Annotated in this window: 14 protein-coding genes and 1 pseudogene; 6 read left to right on the forward strand and 9 right to left on the reverse strand. The window is 62.6% G+C overall.

Annotation, left to right across the window (positions count from 1 at the left end):
• Window positions 1-60: 60 nt before the first annotated feature.
• The 4 genes and pseudogenes from O6X71_RS06030 to O6X71_RS06045 form a co-directional block, all read right to left on the reverse strand.
• A pseudogene (locus O6X71_RS06030) lies at window positions 61-242 on the reverse strand (cysteine--tRNA ligase); the annotation flags it as partial.
• Window positions 243-384: 142 nt separating this feature from the next.
• On the reverse strand, window positions 385-1359 hold the full coding sequence (locus O6X71_RS06035) for a hypothetical protein (RefSeq protein ID WP_353464930.1): 975 nt from the start codon (window positions 1357-1359) through the stop codon (window positions 385-387).
• Between the two features lie 381 nt (window positions 1360-1740).
• The gene (locus O6X71_RS06040; protein WP_353464931.1) at window positions 1741-3660 is read right to left on the reverse strand and encodes a peptidase M61; all 1920 of its coding nucleotides are present in this window, start codon (window positions 3658-3660) and stop codon (window positions 1741-1743) included.
• Window positions 3661-3683: 23 nt separating this feature from the next.
• Window positions 3684-4631 carry an NAD-dependent epimerase/dehydratase family protein gene (locus tag O6X71_RS06045; protein ID WP_353464932.1) on the reverse strand — a complete coding sequence of 316 codons (948 nt, stop codon included), beginning with the start codon at window positions 4629-4631 and terminating at the stop codon, window positions 3684-3686.
• Between the two features lie 89 nt (window positions 4632-4720).
• Here O6X71_RS06045 and O6X71_RS06050 point away from each other — a divergent pair, with 89 nt between their 5' ends.
• The gene (locus O6X71_RS06050) at window positions 4721-5605 is read left to right on the forward strand and encodes a LysR family transcriptional regulator (RefSeq protein ID WP_353464933.1); all 885 of its coding nucleotides are present in this window, start codon (window positions 4721-4723) and stop codon (window positions 5603-5605) included.
• Window positions 5606-6017: 412 nt separating this feature from the next.
• Here the strand turns inward: O6X71_RS06050 and O6X71_RS06055 are convergent, their stop codons facing one another.
• A complete protein-coding gene (locus O6X71_RS06055; RefSeq protein ID WP_192239663.1) occupies window positions 6018-6911 on the reverse strand; it encodes a LysR family transcriptional regulator in 894 nt (297 codons plus the stop codon).
• Between the two features lie 102 nt (window positions 6912-7013).
• On the opposite strand from O6X71_RS06055, the gene O6X71_RS06060 reads away from it, so the two are divergent.
• The 3 genes from O6X71_RS06060 to O6X71_RS06070 are packed head-to-tail and all read left to right on the forward strand — an operon-like array spanning window position 7014 to window position 9013.
• Window positions 7014-7652, forward strand: a complete 639-nt coding sequence (locus tag O6X71_RS06060; protein WP_353464934.1) for an NADPH-dependent F420 reductase — start codon at window positions 7014-7016, stop codon at window positions 7650-7652.
• Window positions 7653-7692: 40 nt separating this feature from the next.
• A complete protein-coding gene (locus O6X71_RS06065) occupies window positions 7693-8193 on the forward strand; it encodes an SRPBCC family protein (protein ID WP_192239665.1) in 501 nt (166 codons plus the stop codon).
• A 46-nt stretch (window positions 8194-8239) separates the two neighbouring features.
• The gene (locus O6X71_RS06070; protein ID WP_353464935.1) at window positions 8240-9013 is read left to right on the forward strand and encodes an SDR family oxidoreductase; all 774 of its coding nucleotides are present in this window, start codon (window positions 8240-8242) and stop codon (window positions 9011-9013) included.
• Here the strand turns inward: O6X71_RS06070 and O6X71_RS06075 are convergent.
• From O6X71_RS06075 to O6X71_RS06085, 3 genes are all read right to left on the reverse strand, one after another.
• Window positions 8993-9214: a hypothetical protein gene (locus tag O6X71_RS06075; protein WP_353464936.1), complete on the reverse strand. Its 222-nt coding sequence runs from the start codon at window positions 9212-9214 to the stop codon at window positions 8993-8995. The genes O6X71_RS06070 and O6X71_RS06075 overlap by 21 nt on opposite strands.
• 227 nt (window positions 9215-9441) lie before the next feature.
• Window positions 9442-10593 carry an ester cyclase gene (locus O6X71_RS06080; RefSeq protein ID WP_353464937.1) on the reverse strand — a complete coding sequence of 384 codons (1152 nt, stop codon included), beginning with the start codon at window positions 10591-10593 and terminating at the stop codon, window positions 9442-9444.
• Complete coding sequence (locus O6X71_RS06085) at window positions 10590-11357, reverse strand: alpha/beta fold hydrolase (RefSeq protein ID WP_353464938.1); 768 nt, start codon at window positions 11355-11357, stop codon at window positions 10590-10592. The genes O6X71_RS06080 and O6X71_RS06085 overlap by 4 nt, the downstream gene beginning before the upstream one ends.
• Before the next feature lie 105 nt (window positions 11358-11462).
• On the opposite strand from O6X71_RS06085, the gene O6X71_RS06090 reads away from it, so the two are divergent.
• Window positions 11463-12494, forward strand: a complete 1032-nt coding sequence (locus O6X71_RS06090) for a cupin domain-containing protein (RefSeq protein ID WP_353464939.1) — start codon at window positions 11463-11465, stop codon at window positions 12492-12494.
• A 162-nt stretch (window positions 12495-12656) separates the two neighbouring features.
• Here the strand turns inward: O6X71_RS06090 and hisD are convergent, their stop codons facing one another.
• Window positions 12657-13961 (reverse strand): histidinol dehydrogenase, encoded by a 1305-nt coding sequence (gene hisD / locus O6X71_RS06095; protein WP_353464940.1) that lies wholly within the window; start codon window positions 13959-13961, stop codon window positions 12657-12659.
• Window positions 13962-14053: 92 nt separating this feature from the next.
• On the opposite strand from hisD, the gene O6X71_RS06100 reads away from it, so the two are divergent.
• Window positions 14054-15112 carry a LacI family DNA-binding transcriptional regulator gene (locus O6X71_RS06100; RefSeq protein WP_353464941.1) on the forward strand — a complete coding sequence of 353 codons (1059 nt, stop codon included), beginning with the start codon at window positions 14054-14056 and terminating at the stop codon, window positions 15110-15112.
• Window positions 15113-15407 lie beyond the last annotated feature (295 nt).

Raw genomic sequence — 15407 nt, forward strand, 5'->3', positions numbered from 1 at the left:
CGGCAATCCGGTCGCGAATGTCGTGATGGGAGAGGAAAGCGGTCCGGCTGCTTTCGAGGATTTCCACGTCAGCACGCGCCACAGCGTGGCGTGAAGACGTAGGCGCGCAAATTGCCGATATGCGCGTGATTGTAGACCGTCGGCCCAAGGGAATAGATGCCAACATTGCCCGGATCGATCGGTACGAAGCGCTCTCTTTGGCGGGAGAGGCTGTTGTAGAGCGTAAGGGGAGCACGGGTCATGCCGCGAGCCTTACCCGGGCGCGGGGCAAAGGGGCGAGAGAGCGCTACTCACGCGAACCGACGCGGCATATCGTTCCGGCGCCGGACCGTGCGAGAGGCGAAGCCGCCGCGCACGATCCCGCAACCGTGCTGCCGTGTCAGTCTAGCTTCTTTTACCCAAGCCTACGCCGGTGATGTGCGCCGTGCCGTCGTCGACTGCTAGGGTGAAGCCATATTCTCTGCCACCCGGACCGAAAAACCCGCCGCTCAGCTTGCCGGTCGCCCCGCTTGCGGTCGTCACGACGCCCTGGAACCGCGTCGTTCCGGGTATCAGCGTGGCCGTGAAATTCACGGTATAGGTCTTATCGCCCACCCCGGTCAGGGTCCCCTTCAGCACGCCGCTCGCGAGGTCGAAGGTGACGGTGGTGATGGTCCGGGCGTCGGTCGAGTCTTCCGGATTGTCGGAGCCGGTCGTCAGAATGCTGAGCGAAACCAATGAGCCGTAGCTGCCCGACGACAGCTCACTCAACGATATCGTCGGTGTACCGCCGACCAGGATCAGACCGGACGTATCCGCAGCAGGCGGTACCGGGTCCAGATTGACCGCGTACACCGCGGTCACCGTATAGGCGAGGGCGAGACTGGACGGAATGCAGCCAAATCCGAAAAGATTGGCGCCTGCGCTATAGGCGATACCTTCGTCACCGGGTTCCGGGATATTGCGCTGCGCCCCTGTGAATGAGGCGATTGTCGCGCCGTTGCGTACCAAACTCACGTTGCGGGTCGCGGCGTCGAGCTGGAAGGACGAGTTCGTTCCTAGATCTACGAGTGCAGCCGACGCGGACGCATACCGATAGGTGCTGGGCGAGGGGAACGTGGGTTTCGCCTGCACCTCGGCGCCAAACAGCAGGCTCACCGCCTGGCTGCGCGTGAAATCGCAAGGGGAGACATAAGAAGCCGGCGTCGGCGTAGGGGTCGGCGCGGGCGTTGGAGCCGGCGTCGGTGCTGGCGTCGGCGTCGGCGTGGCACCGGGGACCGTCGTGATTGGCGGCGTCGTAGCCGAACCGTCGTCGCTACCGCAGCCGGACGTCAGGACGATCAGGCTGCACGCGGCAACCCCAGACAACAGCTTACGCATTACGCTAACCCCCGAACACCGAGACTAATTCAAGATTTTTACAAAAATATAATTCGATAATTCATCGCGGCGGTCAACGTGGTCTTTCAAGATACATCGAAATGCGATCAATATTATTCCCTGCAATCAGGATGATGCGCGCCACCATCGCCAATAACGTTCGGGACTGGCCGCGTGCCAGCCCCGAAAGAAAAAGGGTAGCATAACGCGCCCTGCCCTACGGCTTCCGGCCAGACCCAATAGCGGCCGCTCGGCGCCGGCTTCGCGGTCCCCAACTCCGGACAGTTATTCATATTGCCTCACCGGCAAAACTGCGCGCGCAATTATCCTTGGGCGTAAATCTAAGACCTCGTTGGAGCAAGAGAGTGGCACACCGCGCCCTCATCGCGCAGCGAGTAGCGCAGTCAGCCCATCCCGATGACCGGGGACGCGTGTAAGGTGGGGGTATCGCAGTCCGCCACGATAATCGATCGTTCGTGTCACGGAATTTCCGTCGTGCTGCCAGGTGAGCGCAATCGGGTTCGCTGGGGTATTCCGTACTGCATCTTGGAGCGCGCCACGTGTGTATGGCGCCCCCGTGACCGCCGTAATGTGATCGCCGGGAGCCATCCCTGCGCGGAACGCCGGCCCGGCCCAATTCACCGCGCGCACCTTCCCGTCATCTGCAACCGTCAGGCCGATCGAGTATGAAAGGTCCGCTCCTCCGAGTTCCTGCTCGTTCTGCTGGAATGTTAGCGTCGGCTCTGCATCATAGGTGAGACGCCATCCATGCCGCTTGAGCCCTTCGGACGGGTTCATTTCCCCATGTCCTTCGATCCAGCGGTTGATGAAGCTCGGCCAGTCGAATGGCGCAACGCGTTGCAGAGCAGCGCAGAGGTCGTCGAAGGTATAGGTGCGAACAGGATGCTCCGCCGAGGCACCTGCGAGGAAATCTCGCGCGAAATCATCGACTCCACGGTGCCCGTGGGTCTGTTCGCGTAACAGCGCATCGATGTCGAGCCACAGCATCACGCCTTCCAAGTAGTAATCCTTGCGCCGCTGCCAGTCGCGCCAAGGGACCGATTGGCGGAGCATGAATGACGGGTAGTTCACGTCGTCCGACAGCGACCGCCACGCGCGTCCCGGTCGATTGACGACCTCGGCCGCATCGAGCGCAAGCTTGTCGAGCGTTTCCTCGCGGCTCCGCAGCCCCGAACGAGCGGCGAGCACGCGCGCCCAGAACTCGGTCTGGCCTTCGTACATCCAGAGCAGGCTGCCGCTTTGCGGAACATTGGGAGTGGGTGCCCACAGGTCCGCGGGCACGCGGTAGAGGCCGTTCCAAGCATGGACGAACTCGTGCGCGACGATGTCGCGATTGTTGAGCTGCCCGGCCCAATCGCGGAAGTAGGACGAGGCCATGCCGATTTCGGCCGACTCCCGGTGCTCGGTGCCGCCGGACGAGCCGTCGTCGCTCATCCGTGCCAGCACCTCATAGCGGCTGAACGGCGGCGGGCCGAATACCGCGCCCGCCTGCGTTACCATGCGACGCAGATCCGCGATGCGATCGGGGGGAACGGCAAGATCGCCGGCTTTTGTTGCAACGAGGTCGAGCGTTACCGCGCCTGCGCCGTCTTGTGCGAGCGGCACGCGTGCGGCGTGACGTCCTGCGAGGACCGGCGAGTCGAGCAACCGCTCCAGAGAAACCGGTTTAAAGCTAAGCTTGCCTTCTTCCGGATCGGCAACGTCAAGCGACGAAAATGCGCTCAATCCCGTCGGCAGCATGACCGACGGTGCTACCGCGATATTTCGAGCGTACCACCCGGCCGGGTACAGCAGCAGGTGCTGCCAAGCCACGGCGACCACGTCGCCCGACAGTCGATCTTCATCCGCGATGATCTGGAAGCTTACGTCGATCGTCTTGGTATCCTCGGGAACTTCCAGATGAAACGCGTGCGGCTCGATCGCGTCCCGCCGCCACGCGATCGGTTCTCCGTTCGCCGATACCGTCAGCCCGGCCAGCTCGGTAACGGTGAGACTTGGCCCGTGGCTTGCCGCCTCCCAGCGTGGGTAGAGCAGCGTCATCGCGCCCGCGTGTTGCACCGGCACGCGTTCGTGGACGACGAACACCCTGTGCGCCACGTCCCGCGCGTCCACTTCCAGCGCGATCGTCCCTCGGAACGGGTGATCGACGGGGGAAGTGATCGGTGTTCGATCGAGCGTCTGGACGGGAAGGTCCATCCGCGCCGCTACCTGTGGTGCGCCGGCAGCAGCGCCGGTTGCGCACAGCACAGCCGCCGCACCCGCCATTTTCCATTTTTGCATAACCGTCGCTAGCTCCGTTCTTCTCACTCGTAGCCTCCTGATCGACCGCCCGCAAAAGCGTGAACGGTCACGGGCACGCCGACCTCGAACGGAGTCGGGTCAAAGACGAAGCGGCGAGCAAACTTGCCGCCGTCGACGACGTAAGAGCGGTCCCAGGTAAAGCCGACATCGGCGACTTCCTTGGCAAAACGGTAGAACAACCCTAGCGGACGCAGCAGAGCCAGCGGTACGCCCCACACCCGCAACGTGTAGCCACGAGCGGCAGCTGCCATCGCCAGCAGCGCACGCGGCGTGCGGGTCGGCGCGCAGGGCATATTCCAAACCTGATCGAAATCCTCGTCCGGCGCATCCAGCAATAGCACTGTTGCGCGGGCGATATCGGGCACATACGCGAAGTCGTGCGGCGTGTCGGTCGGCACTAGCATCTGCGCGGGCTTGCCCTTCGCGATTTCACCGATGGCGAGCGCACCAAGGTGCGACACCGTTACGCCAGGTCCGTAGAAATCAGTGCAGCGCAGCGCCGCCACATGCACCCGGCCGCGCGCCGACTGCCAGATGCGCGTCACCTCGGCCAGGATCACGGGTTTTTCACCGACCGTGGTCAGCGGCATCTCCTCCGTGCGCGGCGTCGTCTGCGGTCCGAGCTGATAGAGGTTATCGATAAATACCAACCGCGCGCCGGCGACCGCACATCCCTCAACCATGTTGGTCATCGCCCGCGGCCAAACGGTGCGCCACAGCCGCGAATCGTAGGCAAAGCCGACTGCCAGAACCGCCTGCGCGGCACCCGCGAGCGCCGCTCGGACATCGGCGGCGTCGAGGACGTCACACGGCATGTGCTCGACGTTCGCAGGAAGGTTCGCAGGTAGGCGGCGCGTCGCGATTCGCACGCGGTCTCCACGAGCCACCAGTTTCTCGACAATTGGCCGGCCGACCGCCCCGTATCCGAACATCGTGATTTGCTGTGTCATCGTTTGTCTCCGTTGCCGTACGACCGAATTAATCGATCGCAACAACATCGAAAATTGCCCAAGAACGTTGATCCGCTATACAAAAACCAATGAGCGACGATCCTGATTGGGCCCTCTACCGCACGTTGCTCGCCGTTCTTGATGAAGGCTCGCTGTCTGCCGCTGCTCGAAGCCTTGGGCTCACGCAACCCACGGTTGCGCGTCATGTCGACGCGCTAGAGGCGGTTCTGGGCGCCGACCTGTTCGTCAGGTCGCAGCGCGGGCTGGAACCCACTGATCTTGGCCAATCGCTCCGATCGCATGCGCAGATTATGGCGACCACGGCCGCCGCGCTGCTGCGCACTGCCAGCGGTACGCTGGGTAGCGTCACAGGAACGGTGCGGATCAGCGCCAGTGACGTCGTCGCCGTCGAACATCTACCGCCGATTTTGACGCTGCTGCGACGCGACCATGCGGCACTTGTGGTCGAGTTGATGCTATCGGATCGCGTCGACGATCTGCTCGCGCGTGAGGCCGACATCGCCGTTCGCATGACCGAGCCCACACAGACCTCTTTGCTCGCGCGCCGCCTCCCGCCTGTCGAACTCGGTTTTCACGCACACCGAAGCTATCTAGACCTGCGTGGAACGCCGGCCAACATGGAAGAACTCGCCGCCCATGACCTGATCGGGCATGACGCCGAAACACCGGCGCTGCGCGCGATGGTCGAGCAGCTTCCGCCCCTTGATCGGCACGGCTTCGCGTTAAGGACAGACAGCAACCTTGCCCAGCTTGCTGCTATTCGCGCAGGGTTCGGCATCGGCCTGTGCCAATCCGCTGTCGCGCAGCGCGACAAGGCCTTAGTGCGCGTTCTTCCTGCAATTGCACTACACCTGCCGATTTGGATCGTCATGCATGAGGATCTAAAGACCAGCGCCCGCTTCCGCACCGTGTTCGACGCCTTGGCTAACGGGTTGGGCAACATGACTGTCTAACGTTCCTTGCGGAGCTGGCGCCCGATCGATGCTATCCCCCTCCTACGCTGGACGGCGCGGCACCGTAAAAGACCCAGAAAGTTGCCATTCCCGAAGCCTTTCCGCGTTCCCAACTTCCGACATCCACTCATCAGTCCGCGACCAACCGGCAGCGCTGCGGGAGCGGGCGGAAGGTGGGACAAACCCGTCGTTGAGTAGGGCGACAGCGAACGACCGTTTTGGGGTGAAGCGGCCGTTCGCGGCAACGAGCTGTATTCGAAGGAAGGGCATTTCCCGACGAACCATCGTGTTCGGTAACGTGGGAAGTCCCCAGCTGCGGCCATACCGCGCCGCTCGTTCGATGCCCACTTTGTAGGCATCGGCAGCGGAGTTCACCTCACCGGAGTTGGAACGCGTACCATCGAGTCTGCTGTCAGTTCTCCTTCCGCCGAAACGCCGCAACGAATGCGCCCATGACTGCGGCGAGCGCCGATCCTGCAGGACCCGGCGCACGCAACATCCACACGGCCCAAGGAGGCGGCGCGTAGGTTTCGAGCACCATCACGAGACCGCCAGAGGCCAGGAGCGTCGCCGTGCCTTCCGAGCCAGCCTGCACGATGCCTGCTCCGAGCGCCGCAGCTGCGCGCATGGCGTCTGATCCGTCGACGATGAGTGCGAAGTCAGGTTGAAGACGGCGCGTGCCACTAGGTGTGCGAAACAGCCAGGGCATCATGCGCCCCGTTGCCGGAAACCGCACCCCGACCAGCCGATGTCTTACTAGGTCATCCGGCGTCTGCGGCACACCGTGCTTGGCAAGGTAAGCGGGCGCCGCGAGGGTGACGAGCGGCAACGGTGCGAGGCGCCGTGCGAGGAGGCTCGCGTCGGCGATACGTGGCGCGATGCGCACCGCGAGGTCCCAACGTCCGCCGCCAAGGTCGGCAAGGTGGTCATCGAATGCAAGCTCCACACGCAGCGCGGGATGACAATCCAGAAGCGAAGCCAGTGCGTGCAGCAGGGTCGGAGCGAGCGAGGCGGCGGCGGTCACTCGCACCGTACCCGCGACCCCGAGCGGTGCGCCGAGCCGACTGGCGGCCGCTGCGAGCGCGAGTGCCGGGCCTCGGACCTCAGCGAGGAAGCGCTCACCGTCGGGCGTCAGGGAGAGTGTGCGGGTCGATCGACGGAACAGGCGCGCACCGTGCGCGGTCTCAAAGCGCCCGACGAGGCGCGCGACGGCGGCCGGGGTCACGCCAAGCAAGCGCGCGGCGCCAGCGAAGGAGCCAGCCTCGGCAACGCGGAGAACGACGACAGCGGCACGTAGAGTGTCCATCTCTTATTCAATACATTCTGTTGGTTCACTTACAACACCACCTGTCATTCCTCGAGCGACTGTCCGCTCTTACGTTGAGGGTATCACGAGCGGAGAAAGATGATGCGCATAGGGATCGTAGGCGTGGGGCAGGTTGGGGAAACCTTGGGGTCCATCTGGGCGCGCGCGGGTCACGAGGTCGCCTTCGGGTCGCGTGACTCAGTCAAGGCCGCGGCGACGGTGAAAGGCTTGGCCGGTGCTCACGCGATGACCCAGGAACAGGCGGTGGCGTTCGGCGATGTCGTGTTGTGGACGCCGCGCGGCGTGATGCCCGCCGACCCGAACCTCCTCGCCGGAAAAATCGTGCTCGATCCCAACAATCGCGAGCCGGATCCCGGCCGCGATTACGCCTCGCCGCGTCCTAATGGGCTGAGTTACGCCGAACGGCTCCAAGCCGCCGCACCGCAGGCGCGCGTGGTGAAAGTGTTCAACACCATCGTGATGCGGGTGCTGCGGGAGACTCCCGAACGGCTGGCGGCGTCGGGCACACAGGTGTTGCTGGCCAGCGACGACGGGGAGGCGAAGACGGTGGCCGCTGGGCTGGCGGCGGACGCCGGGCTGGGTGCCGTGGATCTCGGGGGGCTCGACGCATCGTGGCTGGCCGAGGCGATGGCTGACGCGTTCCGCCAGGGCATGCGAACCAGCCCTGCCGAATGGCGCCAGGCTTTGGTGTTCGCTGACCTGACAGACCGGCCCAACTGAGATGAACCTCCGAGTCCTGCCCAAGAAGGAGCACTGACGCATGTACGACCACGTCATCTGGCCTGAGCAGTTCCACCCCAAGATCTCGGAGATCTACGGGCTGAACGATATTGACGTTGAAGCGTCCGCCGAGACGGTCTGGAAACTGCTCGTCGATGCCGAGAACTGGCACCGTCACTTCCCCCCCGAGAACCAGGTGAAGATTCTCGGCGGTGAGCGGGAACTTGCCCTCGGGACCAGGCTCACCCGTGTGACTGCGGGCTATCCGATGAGCCTTGAAGTCACCGAATGCGTCCCTGGCAGGCGGCTCGCATGGGCCACCATGGTCGACGGTGACGACACGGGCTCCACCGCCTATCACGGCTGGGTCATCACCCCCACTGCACAGGGCTGCCACCTCCTCACCGAAGAGACAGAGCAGGGTTCCTTTTTCCTGGAGATGGTCGGACGCCAGAATCCCGGCCTGCTGTATCGCTACCACCAGGAATGGGTGGAAGCCCTGGCTCGCGCGGCGGAGGAAGCCAATCGCGCCCAAGCCTGACCGACCTTCGCGCCGGCTTTCCTCTTCGAATAAAAGAATATTTGTCATGAGCAATTCCGCATCAGTGCAAGTGCCTACGCCGACACCATCGTTCGACCTCACCGGCAAGCGGGTCGTCGTCGTCGGCGGTAAGAAAGCGATCGGCCTCGGGGTCGCGCAGGCCGCCCATGCCATGGGCGCTGCCGTTACGGTCGCCAGCCGCCGCAATACGTCGGTCGAGGAACATCCGGAGCTTGCGGCGTTCGAGCAAGTCGTTCTGGATATCAGCGACGAGACAGCCGTGCTGGCCGCATTCGAGGCGATCGGGCCCTTCGATCACCTCATCGTCACCGCCGGACCGGCGCTCGGTGCTTGGGGATCGTTCATGGACCCCGACATGCGCGGCGTCCGCAGCTATCTGGAGGCCAAGTTTCTCGGCACATGGGCCTGCGCTCGATATGCCGCCCCGCACCTGCAGGCTGGCGGCTCGATGACCTTCCTGACGGGCGGGACCGGCGCCCGCGCGAAGCTTGGCCTAGCCGCGGTCACCTCAACCTTTGCGGCGGTCGAATTGCTGTCACAATCGCTCGCGCTTGAGTTAGCTCCGATCCGCGTCAACACGATCCGGCCCGGCTTCATCGATACCAATTTCTGGGAAGTGCTGCCTCCGGCGGACGTGGAGGAAATCCGCGCCAAGGTACGCGCCAAGTTCCCGGCCAGGCGGTTGGGGACAGCAGGAGATGTCGGACACGCAGCTGTTTTTCTCATGACCAACCCATATGTCACCGGGACGGTACTTGAGGTCTCCGGTGGCGAGTTGCTAGTCGATTGGATTTTCTGACTTCGATTCCGCCGAAACGGGGGAAGCCTCGTCATCAACAACGATAATCGGAATAACGATTGGCGGGTTCCAGTAAAAGCCGTCGGTCACATTAACGTTACCAATGTCTCGAGTTGGTCGAAAGCTGCCGCCAGTTTCGCAGTGGCGCTGACCCACAAACGGACGCTTACGAACAATTTTGCCAATCCCAACTTCGGCCATTCGTTCATCTTTATTTTACCGCAACGTCCGTCAATACCGGTCCAACGGGAACACCTCAGCAAATCTTTGAAGCGCTCTGTCATGAATAAGAGCGACTGCGCTACATCGTTACAGGTACCGCTCAAACATTTGTCACGTCGCACCCCCTTCTCATCCGAATATATCGATAAGGCTGATGCCGCGAGGCCTGCCGATAAATGTCGCCAGGCCTCGTGCATTTAAAATATTTACTGCGAAGGTAAGTCTTTCTGCAATTCGGCCATGCGGATCTGCACCAGCATCGAGAACTCGTCGTACAGCACCCATTCGTCGACGATCTTCCCGTCGATGACGTGAAAGTGCGTAACGCCCATCACGAACAAGCGATGGCCGCTTGGCGCACCCAATGCGCCGTATCCCAGATGATGGCCGTCCATGATCCAGCGCACGGCGTATTTGCGGCCGCCTTCCTCGCTGTCGATCGAACATATGTGCTGCGGAACGAAAACGCAGTCCGGCATAAGGGCAACAAGCCGCATGGTCTGGTGAAGCACCGAGGCCGGCCCGTAGAGTTCGCGCATGAGAGGGCCGTGCCACTGGCAGGTCGGCGCATAGACCTTCTCGATCGTGCCGAACATACGCTGGTTGTATATGGTGTAGAGCCAGCGCAGGATCTCCGCCTCGCCATCGTCGTGGGCAAGGGATACGTCAGCCTGCGCCTCGGGCGGATACTGCCCGATCATCCGACGGTTTTCCGACAGCTGCAGCATCGTTTCGCCGTTCGCGATCTTCTGTCGCGCCAGCTTGTCTGCCAACTCGTGAGGGTCGAGCCCCAGTTGAAGGTACAGACCCATATTGTCGCGCACGACCCATTCCCGGTAGATCTTGTTTTCTAGGATCATGCAGTCTGCGACAGTCCGCGTAGTATAGGTCCGGCCGGTCGGCTTGCCCCAGATGCCGTATTCCGTATGCCGGCCGGTGCCGTTGGTCATGTGGCTCGTGTAGAACCCATCGACGTCGTTGCCGCGCCAGATCACTTGGATCGCCATACCGCGACGGTCCGGCAATTCGACTAGCCGCTGTATCGTTTCGCGCACTACGCTCTCGCGCTCGTAGACCGAGCCGAGCACGCCGTAGAGCACGCAGTTGTGGGTATAGTGCGTATAGATCAGGCCGACGTCCCGTTCGTCCCAGATCCGGTGCGTGCAGCGGATGATGTAGTCGACGATATCCGTATATTCGGGGTCGAAGCCCCGCAGAGACTGAACGCGCGGGCGGTCGGTCGGCACGAGTTGAGTGAAGTCGCGACGTTCGACCTGCAGCACGGCAGCAGGGTCGTCACCCGCTTGCTTGGTTTCGGTCTTCGGTGCCCGCGGCGGGGTTGAGGGTGCGTCACTCATCGCTGTCTCTCCTTGATCGTTGAAATATTCATAGCATCGACCTGACCGAGCCACGTCGCGACATGCGACGCAACGACCTCGGGCTGTTCGAGCGGCGTGAAGTGGCCGGAGCGCTCGATCAGGACGAGCGTGGACGCCGGAAGCGCATCTGCCATCTCGATCTGGACCGCGGGTGGATTGATACCGTCTTGGCCACCCCCAATGACGAGGACAGGCATGCCCAACGTTTGCAGCCAAGGCCGAGCATCGGGTCGCGACAGAGCTAATTCAGTCTGGTCGGCGAAACGATCGGCGCTGACCGTTGCCATCGAAAGAATGAGTTCGGCATGGTGGATCGCGGATGGATCCATAAGGTATCGCGGAAGGAGGGTCTGCACGTGAGCAATCATTCCCTCCGCTCGCACGCTCTCGACCTCTCCGCGACGGTCACGATGCATAACGGGATCGACGGGCCGCGCGGTGCTGTTGCTCAAGATCATCGCTGCGATCCGATCGGGCGCAGCGCGAGCCAAAGCCAAAGCGAGGATCCCGCCTAGTGAAAAGCCGAACAGGATCGCTCTGGGCGGGATGGTCTGCAGCAAATCTCCAATGGCTTCGTCAATGGATCGCGCGCCAATATAGCCACCGTGACTGACGGCACGATCCGTCAGACTCAATCGGTCGAGCAGCGGCCCGAACATCCTGCCGTCGCACAAGGTGCCTGGCAAAAATACCAAGGGCAGAGCGTCGCTCGCGCTATGCGCCTGCGGGTCAATTTCGACCATGCTAGTGCCGTTCATCCAGAATTGTCCCGCTCGCTTGTGTAGCGACGAGAAACATCGTACCGATCTTGCATCCGAATGCAACAGCCCCGCTAATTGGAGATCGTCGTGCCTCTTGCTCCTGATGCCATGGACCAGCGATTGGTCCGCTATGCCGACTTGGTGCCGTGTCGGACTGCGTTCCTCGATACTCGCACCCCAGGTTCGACCGAGAAGGAGAACTTCACGATTATCGGCGCCGGCGTTTCCGAAAGCGCCGAGCAGCACGTTCATATTACCGAGAAGCACGGTTTCAATATCGGCGCCGCCCGTCAGCCATTCGGGTGCGTTAACTCACAGCATAGTCACGACACTGCCGAAGTGTTCGTCGTGCATTCCGGCACGTGGCGCCTGTTGTTCGGGGCAAACCGCGAAGACGGCACGCTTGAGATCGGCCCGGGCGACGTCGCATCGGTGCCGATCCATATGTTCAGGGGGTTCGAAAAGGTCGACCAAGGCGTCGGGTTCCTCTTCACGGTTCTCGGTCAGGACGATCCGGGCAAAGTGACGTGGGCACCTGCGGTTTTCCAGGCCGCTCAGGGACATGGCCTCAAGCTTGCGAAAGGCGGACGGTTGATCGACACCTCGGCGGGCGAGGCGTCCGCAGACGACGTCGAACTCGATACCGGGCTGACGCAGGAACAGGCTGACGCTCTGGCGACACCGCCAATGGAGAAACTGGCGCAGTGCGTTGTTCGAGCAGGCGAGGCTGTCGCCAACCCGAATTCGCCGCTCGCGGCGCCGGGCGTCGAGGAAGCCGGCCTGATTGTACCGCAGGCGACCGACGACGGTTTCGAGCCCGGTCTGATTACCGGGTGGTGGCCGCATGGTTTCAACCTGCGACAGCTGACGCTCGCAACGGGCGCCTATGTGCCTATGCACGCGCGCAGCGAGGCCGAAGTGCTGATGGTACAATCGGGCACGATGGAAGTGAGCTGGGCGGACGGCAACGTCATCCTGGGGGCCGGTGATACGTTTACCGTACCGGTAGATCTGGACCACGCCTTCCGCAACACGGCGTCGGTCGACGCTGTCGTCTTCGTGGTTCGCGGCGGAGAGAACCCGGCCCGGCCGATCTTTCAGGCACGTTCTGCCGGCTGACGTTACGGCGCCCCGGCGTTGACCGGGGCGAAGGCAGAGCCAACCGGTCGGGCCAACGAAGCGCCGGACCGGACCTCGTGCGTTCGGCGATGCCGCTACGGGCGGACGATCTGCCAACCATTGCCGCCCCCGCCCCGGTCATCGACCGGGGCGGCAGCGTGTTCAGGCCGAAGCGACCTGGTGCAGGCGGTCGACGCGAACCTGCGCAGCCTTCATGTGGCCGTCGAGTCCCTCGCTGGCGCTCTGCCGAGACGCCGGCGGCCCGACCTTGAGAATGGCGCTTTCTTCAAGCCACTGATGCGTTGCGATCTTGACGTAGGATCCGACCCACAGTCCCCCGGTGTACCGCCCGGCACCCATCGTCGGCAGCGTGTGGTTGGTACCCACGGTCTTGTCCGAATAGACGACACTCGCGTTTTCGCCGATGAACAACGAGCCGTAGTTGCGCAGCTTGGCTGCTAACCCGTGAGGATCGGCAGTGTGCACCTGAAGATGCTCAGCCGCGACATAGTCGGAATAGGCGATCATCGCCGCTTCGTCTTCACACAGCACGATCTCGCCGTAGTTCTCCCAACTCGGTCCGGCAATCGCCGCAGTCTTCAGCGTTTCGAGCTGTCGCGTCACTTCGCGCGCGGTTGCTTCCGCTACCGATCGATCGGTGGTGATCAGACCGACGCGCGTGCGCACGTCGTGCTCGGCCTGCGCGAGCAGATCGGTTGCGATGAGCCGGGGGTCGCCGGTGCCGTCAGCAAGTACGAAGATCTCCGACGGACCTGCGAGCTGATCGATTCCGACGGGGCCGAAGACCTGGCGCTTGGCTTCGTTGACGAAGGCATTGCCCGGGCCGACGATCTTGTCGACGCGCGGCACGGTTTCGGTTCCGAACGCCATGGCCGCGATGGCCTGCGCACCGCCGATGCGGAAGATCCGGTCCGCACCCGAAAGATGGCAGCCTGCGATCATAGCACGGTGCGCGTTCGGCGGAAGGCAAGCAACCACCTCATCGCACCCGGCGACCTTTCCAGGTACGATCGTCATGATCGGCGCGGAGAGCAGCGGGAAACGACCGCCTGGGACGTAGCAGCCGACCCGCTCGATCGGGATGACCCGGTGGCCGAGATGGAGGCCAGGTAGCGGCTCCACTTCGAGCGGCAGAATTGTGGCCAGCTGAGCCTCGGCGAAGCGGCGAACGTTGTCGATGGCGAACTCTGTGTCGGCGCGCGTTTGCGCTTCCATCTCGGCGACCGCATCCAGACGATCCTGCTGCGTTACCTCAAACTGGTCCAAGTCGGCGGAATCGAACTTGATCGAATATTCGCGCACGGCAGCGTCGCCGCGGGTGCGGACGTCCGCCAGCACGTTTTCGACGATCGCAACCACGTCGCCGGTATCAACCATCGAGTCTCGGGCGGGCGCCTTGACATAGCTGGTGGTGTGTTCGAACCCTCTTGGCGCCGAATTGGCCATTTGCGTTGTCCTCCGTCACTCCGCCGCACCGTGCGGCGATACGCGATGATACTGCTAATGAATTCGAATGCAAATGTCACGGGGAGCGCTGAGTGGCCGAGCGTAAAGACGACAAGGACGGGCGGTCTCTCATAAACGCGGCGTCTGGCCGGCAGGGGCGTCGCGCGACCTCCTATGACGTCGCGCGTCTGGCCGGCGTCTCCCAGTCAGCCGTCTCAAGGTGCTTCGCGCCAAGCGGAAGCATTGCTCCAGCTACTCGCGAGCGTATCGAGAAGGCGGCTCTGGAACTTGGCTATCGACCGAACGCGCTGGCCCAAGCGTTGATTTCGCGTCGCACCAATCTCGTCGCCGTCCTGATTTCCAGCCTGACGGCGCTGAACTATCCTGAAGTACTCGCCGAACTGTCACACCGTATGCTGGCACGGGACCTGCGCATGCTCTTGTTCTCCCTGAACACCGAGAGCGATGTTGACGAGGTAATCGATCAGGTATGGCGTCACAGCGTCGACGGGGTGATCTGCGCAGCTCGACTTTCGGACGAACAGGTCAGCCTGTTCGTTGACCGCGAAGTGCCTCTCGTTCTCTACAACCGCGTCGCGGACCGCGCCCAGGCGGCGTCAGTAGGCTGTGACTCCGTCACGGGACAACGGCTCCTTGTTGATCGCCTCCTCGCCGCTGGGCATCGCCGGTTCGCGATCATTGCTGGCCCGGAAGACAGCTATGTCGGCGAGGAACGTCGCCGGGCGGCTCTCGGTCGTCTGCAGGAGGCCGGAATCAATGACGTTCCCGTGGTGCGTGGCGACTACGGTTATGAAAGTGGTGCAGCTGCTTTTGCCGCCTTGCTGGCGGACGGAGCGCAGTTCGACGCGATCGTCTGCGTCAACGACCTTATGGCAATCGGCGTAATAGACGCCGCCCGCGAAGAGTTCGGCATGCGGATCCCGGAAGACATCTCGGTAGTGGGCTTCGACGGATCTGGCCCTGCGACCTGGGCAGGATATCGCCTGACGTCGATCCGACAGCCCGTACGCCGGATGACTGAAGCTGCCGTCAATATGCTCGTGGAGCGTATCGAGGACCCCGACCTACCCGCCGAACGACGCTTGTTCAACGGCAGGTTGATCGAAGGGCGATCTGCTGTCCTTGGATAGCGACTTGGTCTTCCCACTCGAAAGGCTGGCCGAGCGATCCCCCACGTTTAAATCCGGATGCAAAAGCTTTGGTCTTTTGCCGGTGTTCCGGTTCTTTCGGCGATGCTGTGACGGTATTGTCACATGATGCGCCGCGTCTCAGTAAACCGTGAACCGGCAGAAAACCGCCGAAAATCCACGAGTTGCATCTCTGTAGCCGATCAAACGGCACGACATTGCGTCGAAATAAGCCGTGTAATCCGAATGCAATAATCGGTAGACAGTTGGTTTCGGTCGCGATAGCTTCCCTTAGCAA

The sequence above is a fragment of the Sphingomonas faeni genome, assembly GCF_040407505.1.
GTDB lineage: Bacteria > Pseudomonadota > Alphaproteobacteria > Sphingomonadales > Sphingomonadaceae > Sphingomonas > Sphingomonas faeni_E.

Coding starts and splice junctions, on each gene's coding strand:
- O6X71_RS06035 (WP_353464930.1), bottom strand. CDS start 1,359: ATGCGTAAGCTGTTGTCTGGGGTTGCCGCGTGCAGCCTGATCGTCCTG.
- O6X71_RS06040 (WP_353464931.1), bottom strand. CDS start 3,660: ATGCAAAAATGGAAAATGGCGGGTGCGGCGGCTGTGCTGTGCGCAACC.
- O6X71_RS06045 (WP_353464932.1), bottom strand. CDS start 4,631: ATGACACAGCAAATCACGATGTTCGGATACGGGGCGGTCGGCCGGCCA.
- O6X71_RS06050 (WP_353464933.1), top strand. CDS start 4,721: ATGAGCGACGATCCTGATTGGGCCCTCTACCGCACGTTGCTCGCCGTT.
- O6X71_RS06055 (WP_192239663.1), bottom strand. CDS start 6,911: ATGGACACTCTACGTGCCGCTGTCGTCGTTCTCCGCGTTGCCGAGGCT.
- O6X71_RS06060 (WP_353464934.1), top strand. CDS start 7,014: ATGCGCATAGGGATCGTAGGCGTGGGGCAGGTTGGGGAAACCTTGGGG.
- O6X71_RS06065 (WP_192239665.1), top strand. CDS start 7,693: ATGTACGACCACGTCATCTGGCCTGAGCAGTTCCACCCCAAGATCTCG.
- O6X71_RS06070 (WP_353464935.1), top strand. CDS start 8,240: ATGAGCAATTCCGCATCAGTGCAAGTGCCTACGCCGACACCATCGTTC.
- O6X71_RS06075 (WP_353464936.1), bottom strand. CDS start 9,214: ATGGCCGAAGTTGGGATTGGCAAAATTGTTCGTAAGCGTCCGTTTGTG.
- O6X71_RS06080 (WP_353464937.1), bottom strand. CDS start 10,593: ATGAGTGACGCACCCTCAACCCCGCCGCGGGCACCGAAGACCGAAACC.
- O6X71_RS06085 (WP_353464938.1), bottom strand. CDS start 11,357: ATGGTCGAAATTGACCCGCAGGCGCATAGCGCGAGCGACGCTCTGCCC.
- hisD (WP_353464940.1), bottom strand. CDS start 13,961: ATGGCCAATTCGGCGCCAAGAGGGTTCGAACACACCACCAGCTATGTC.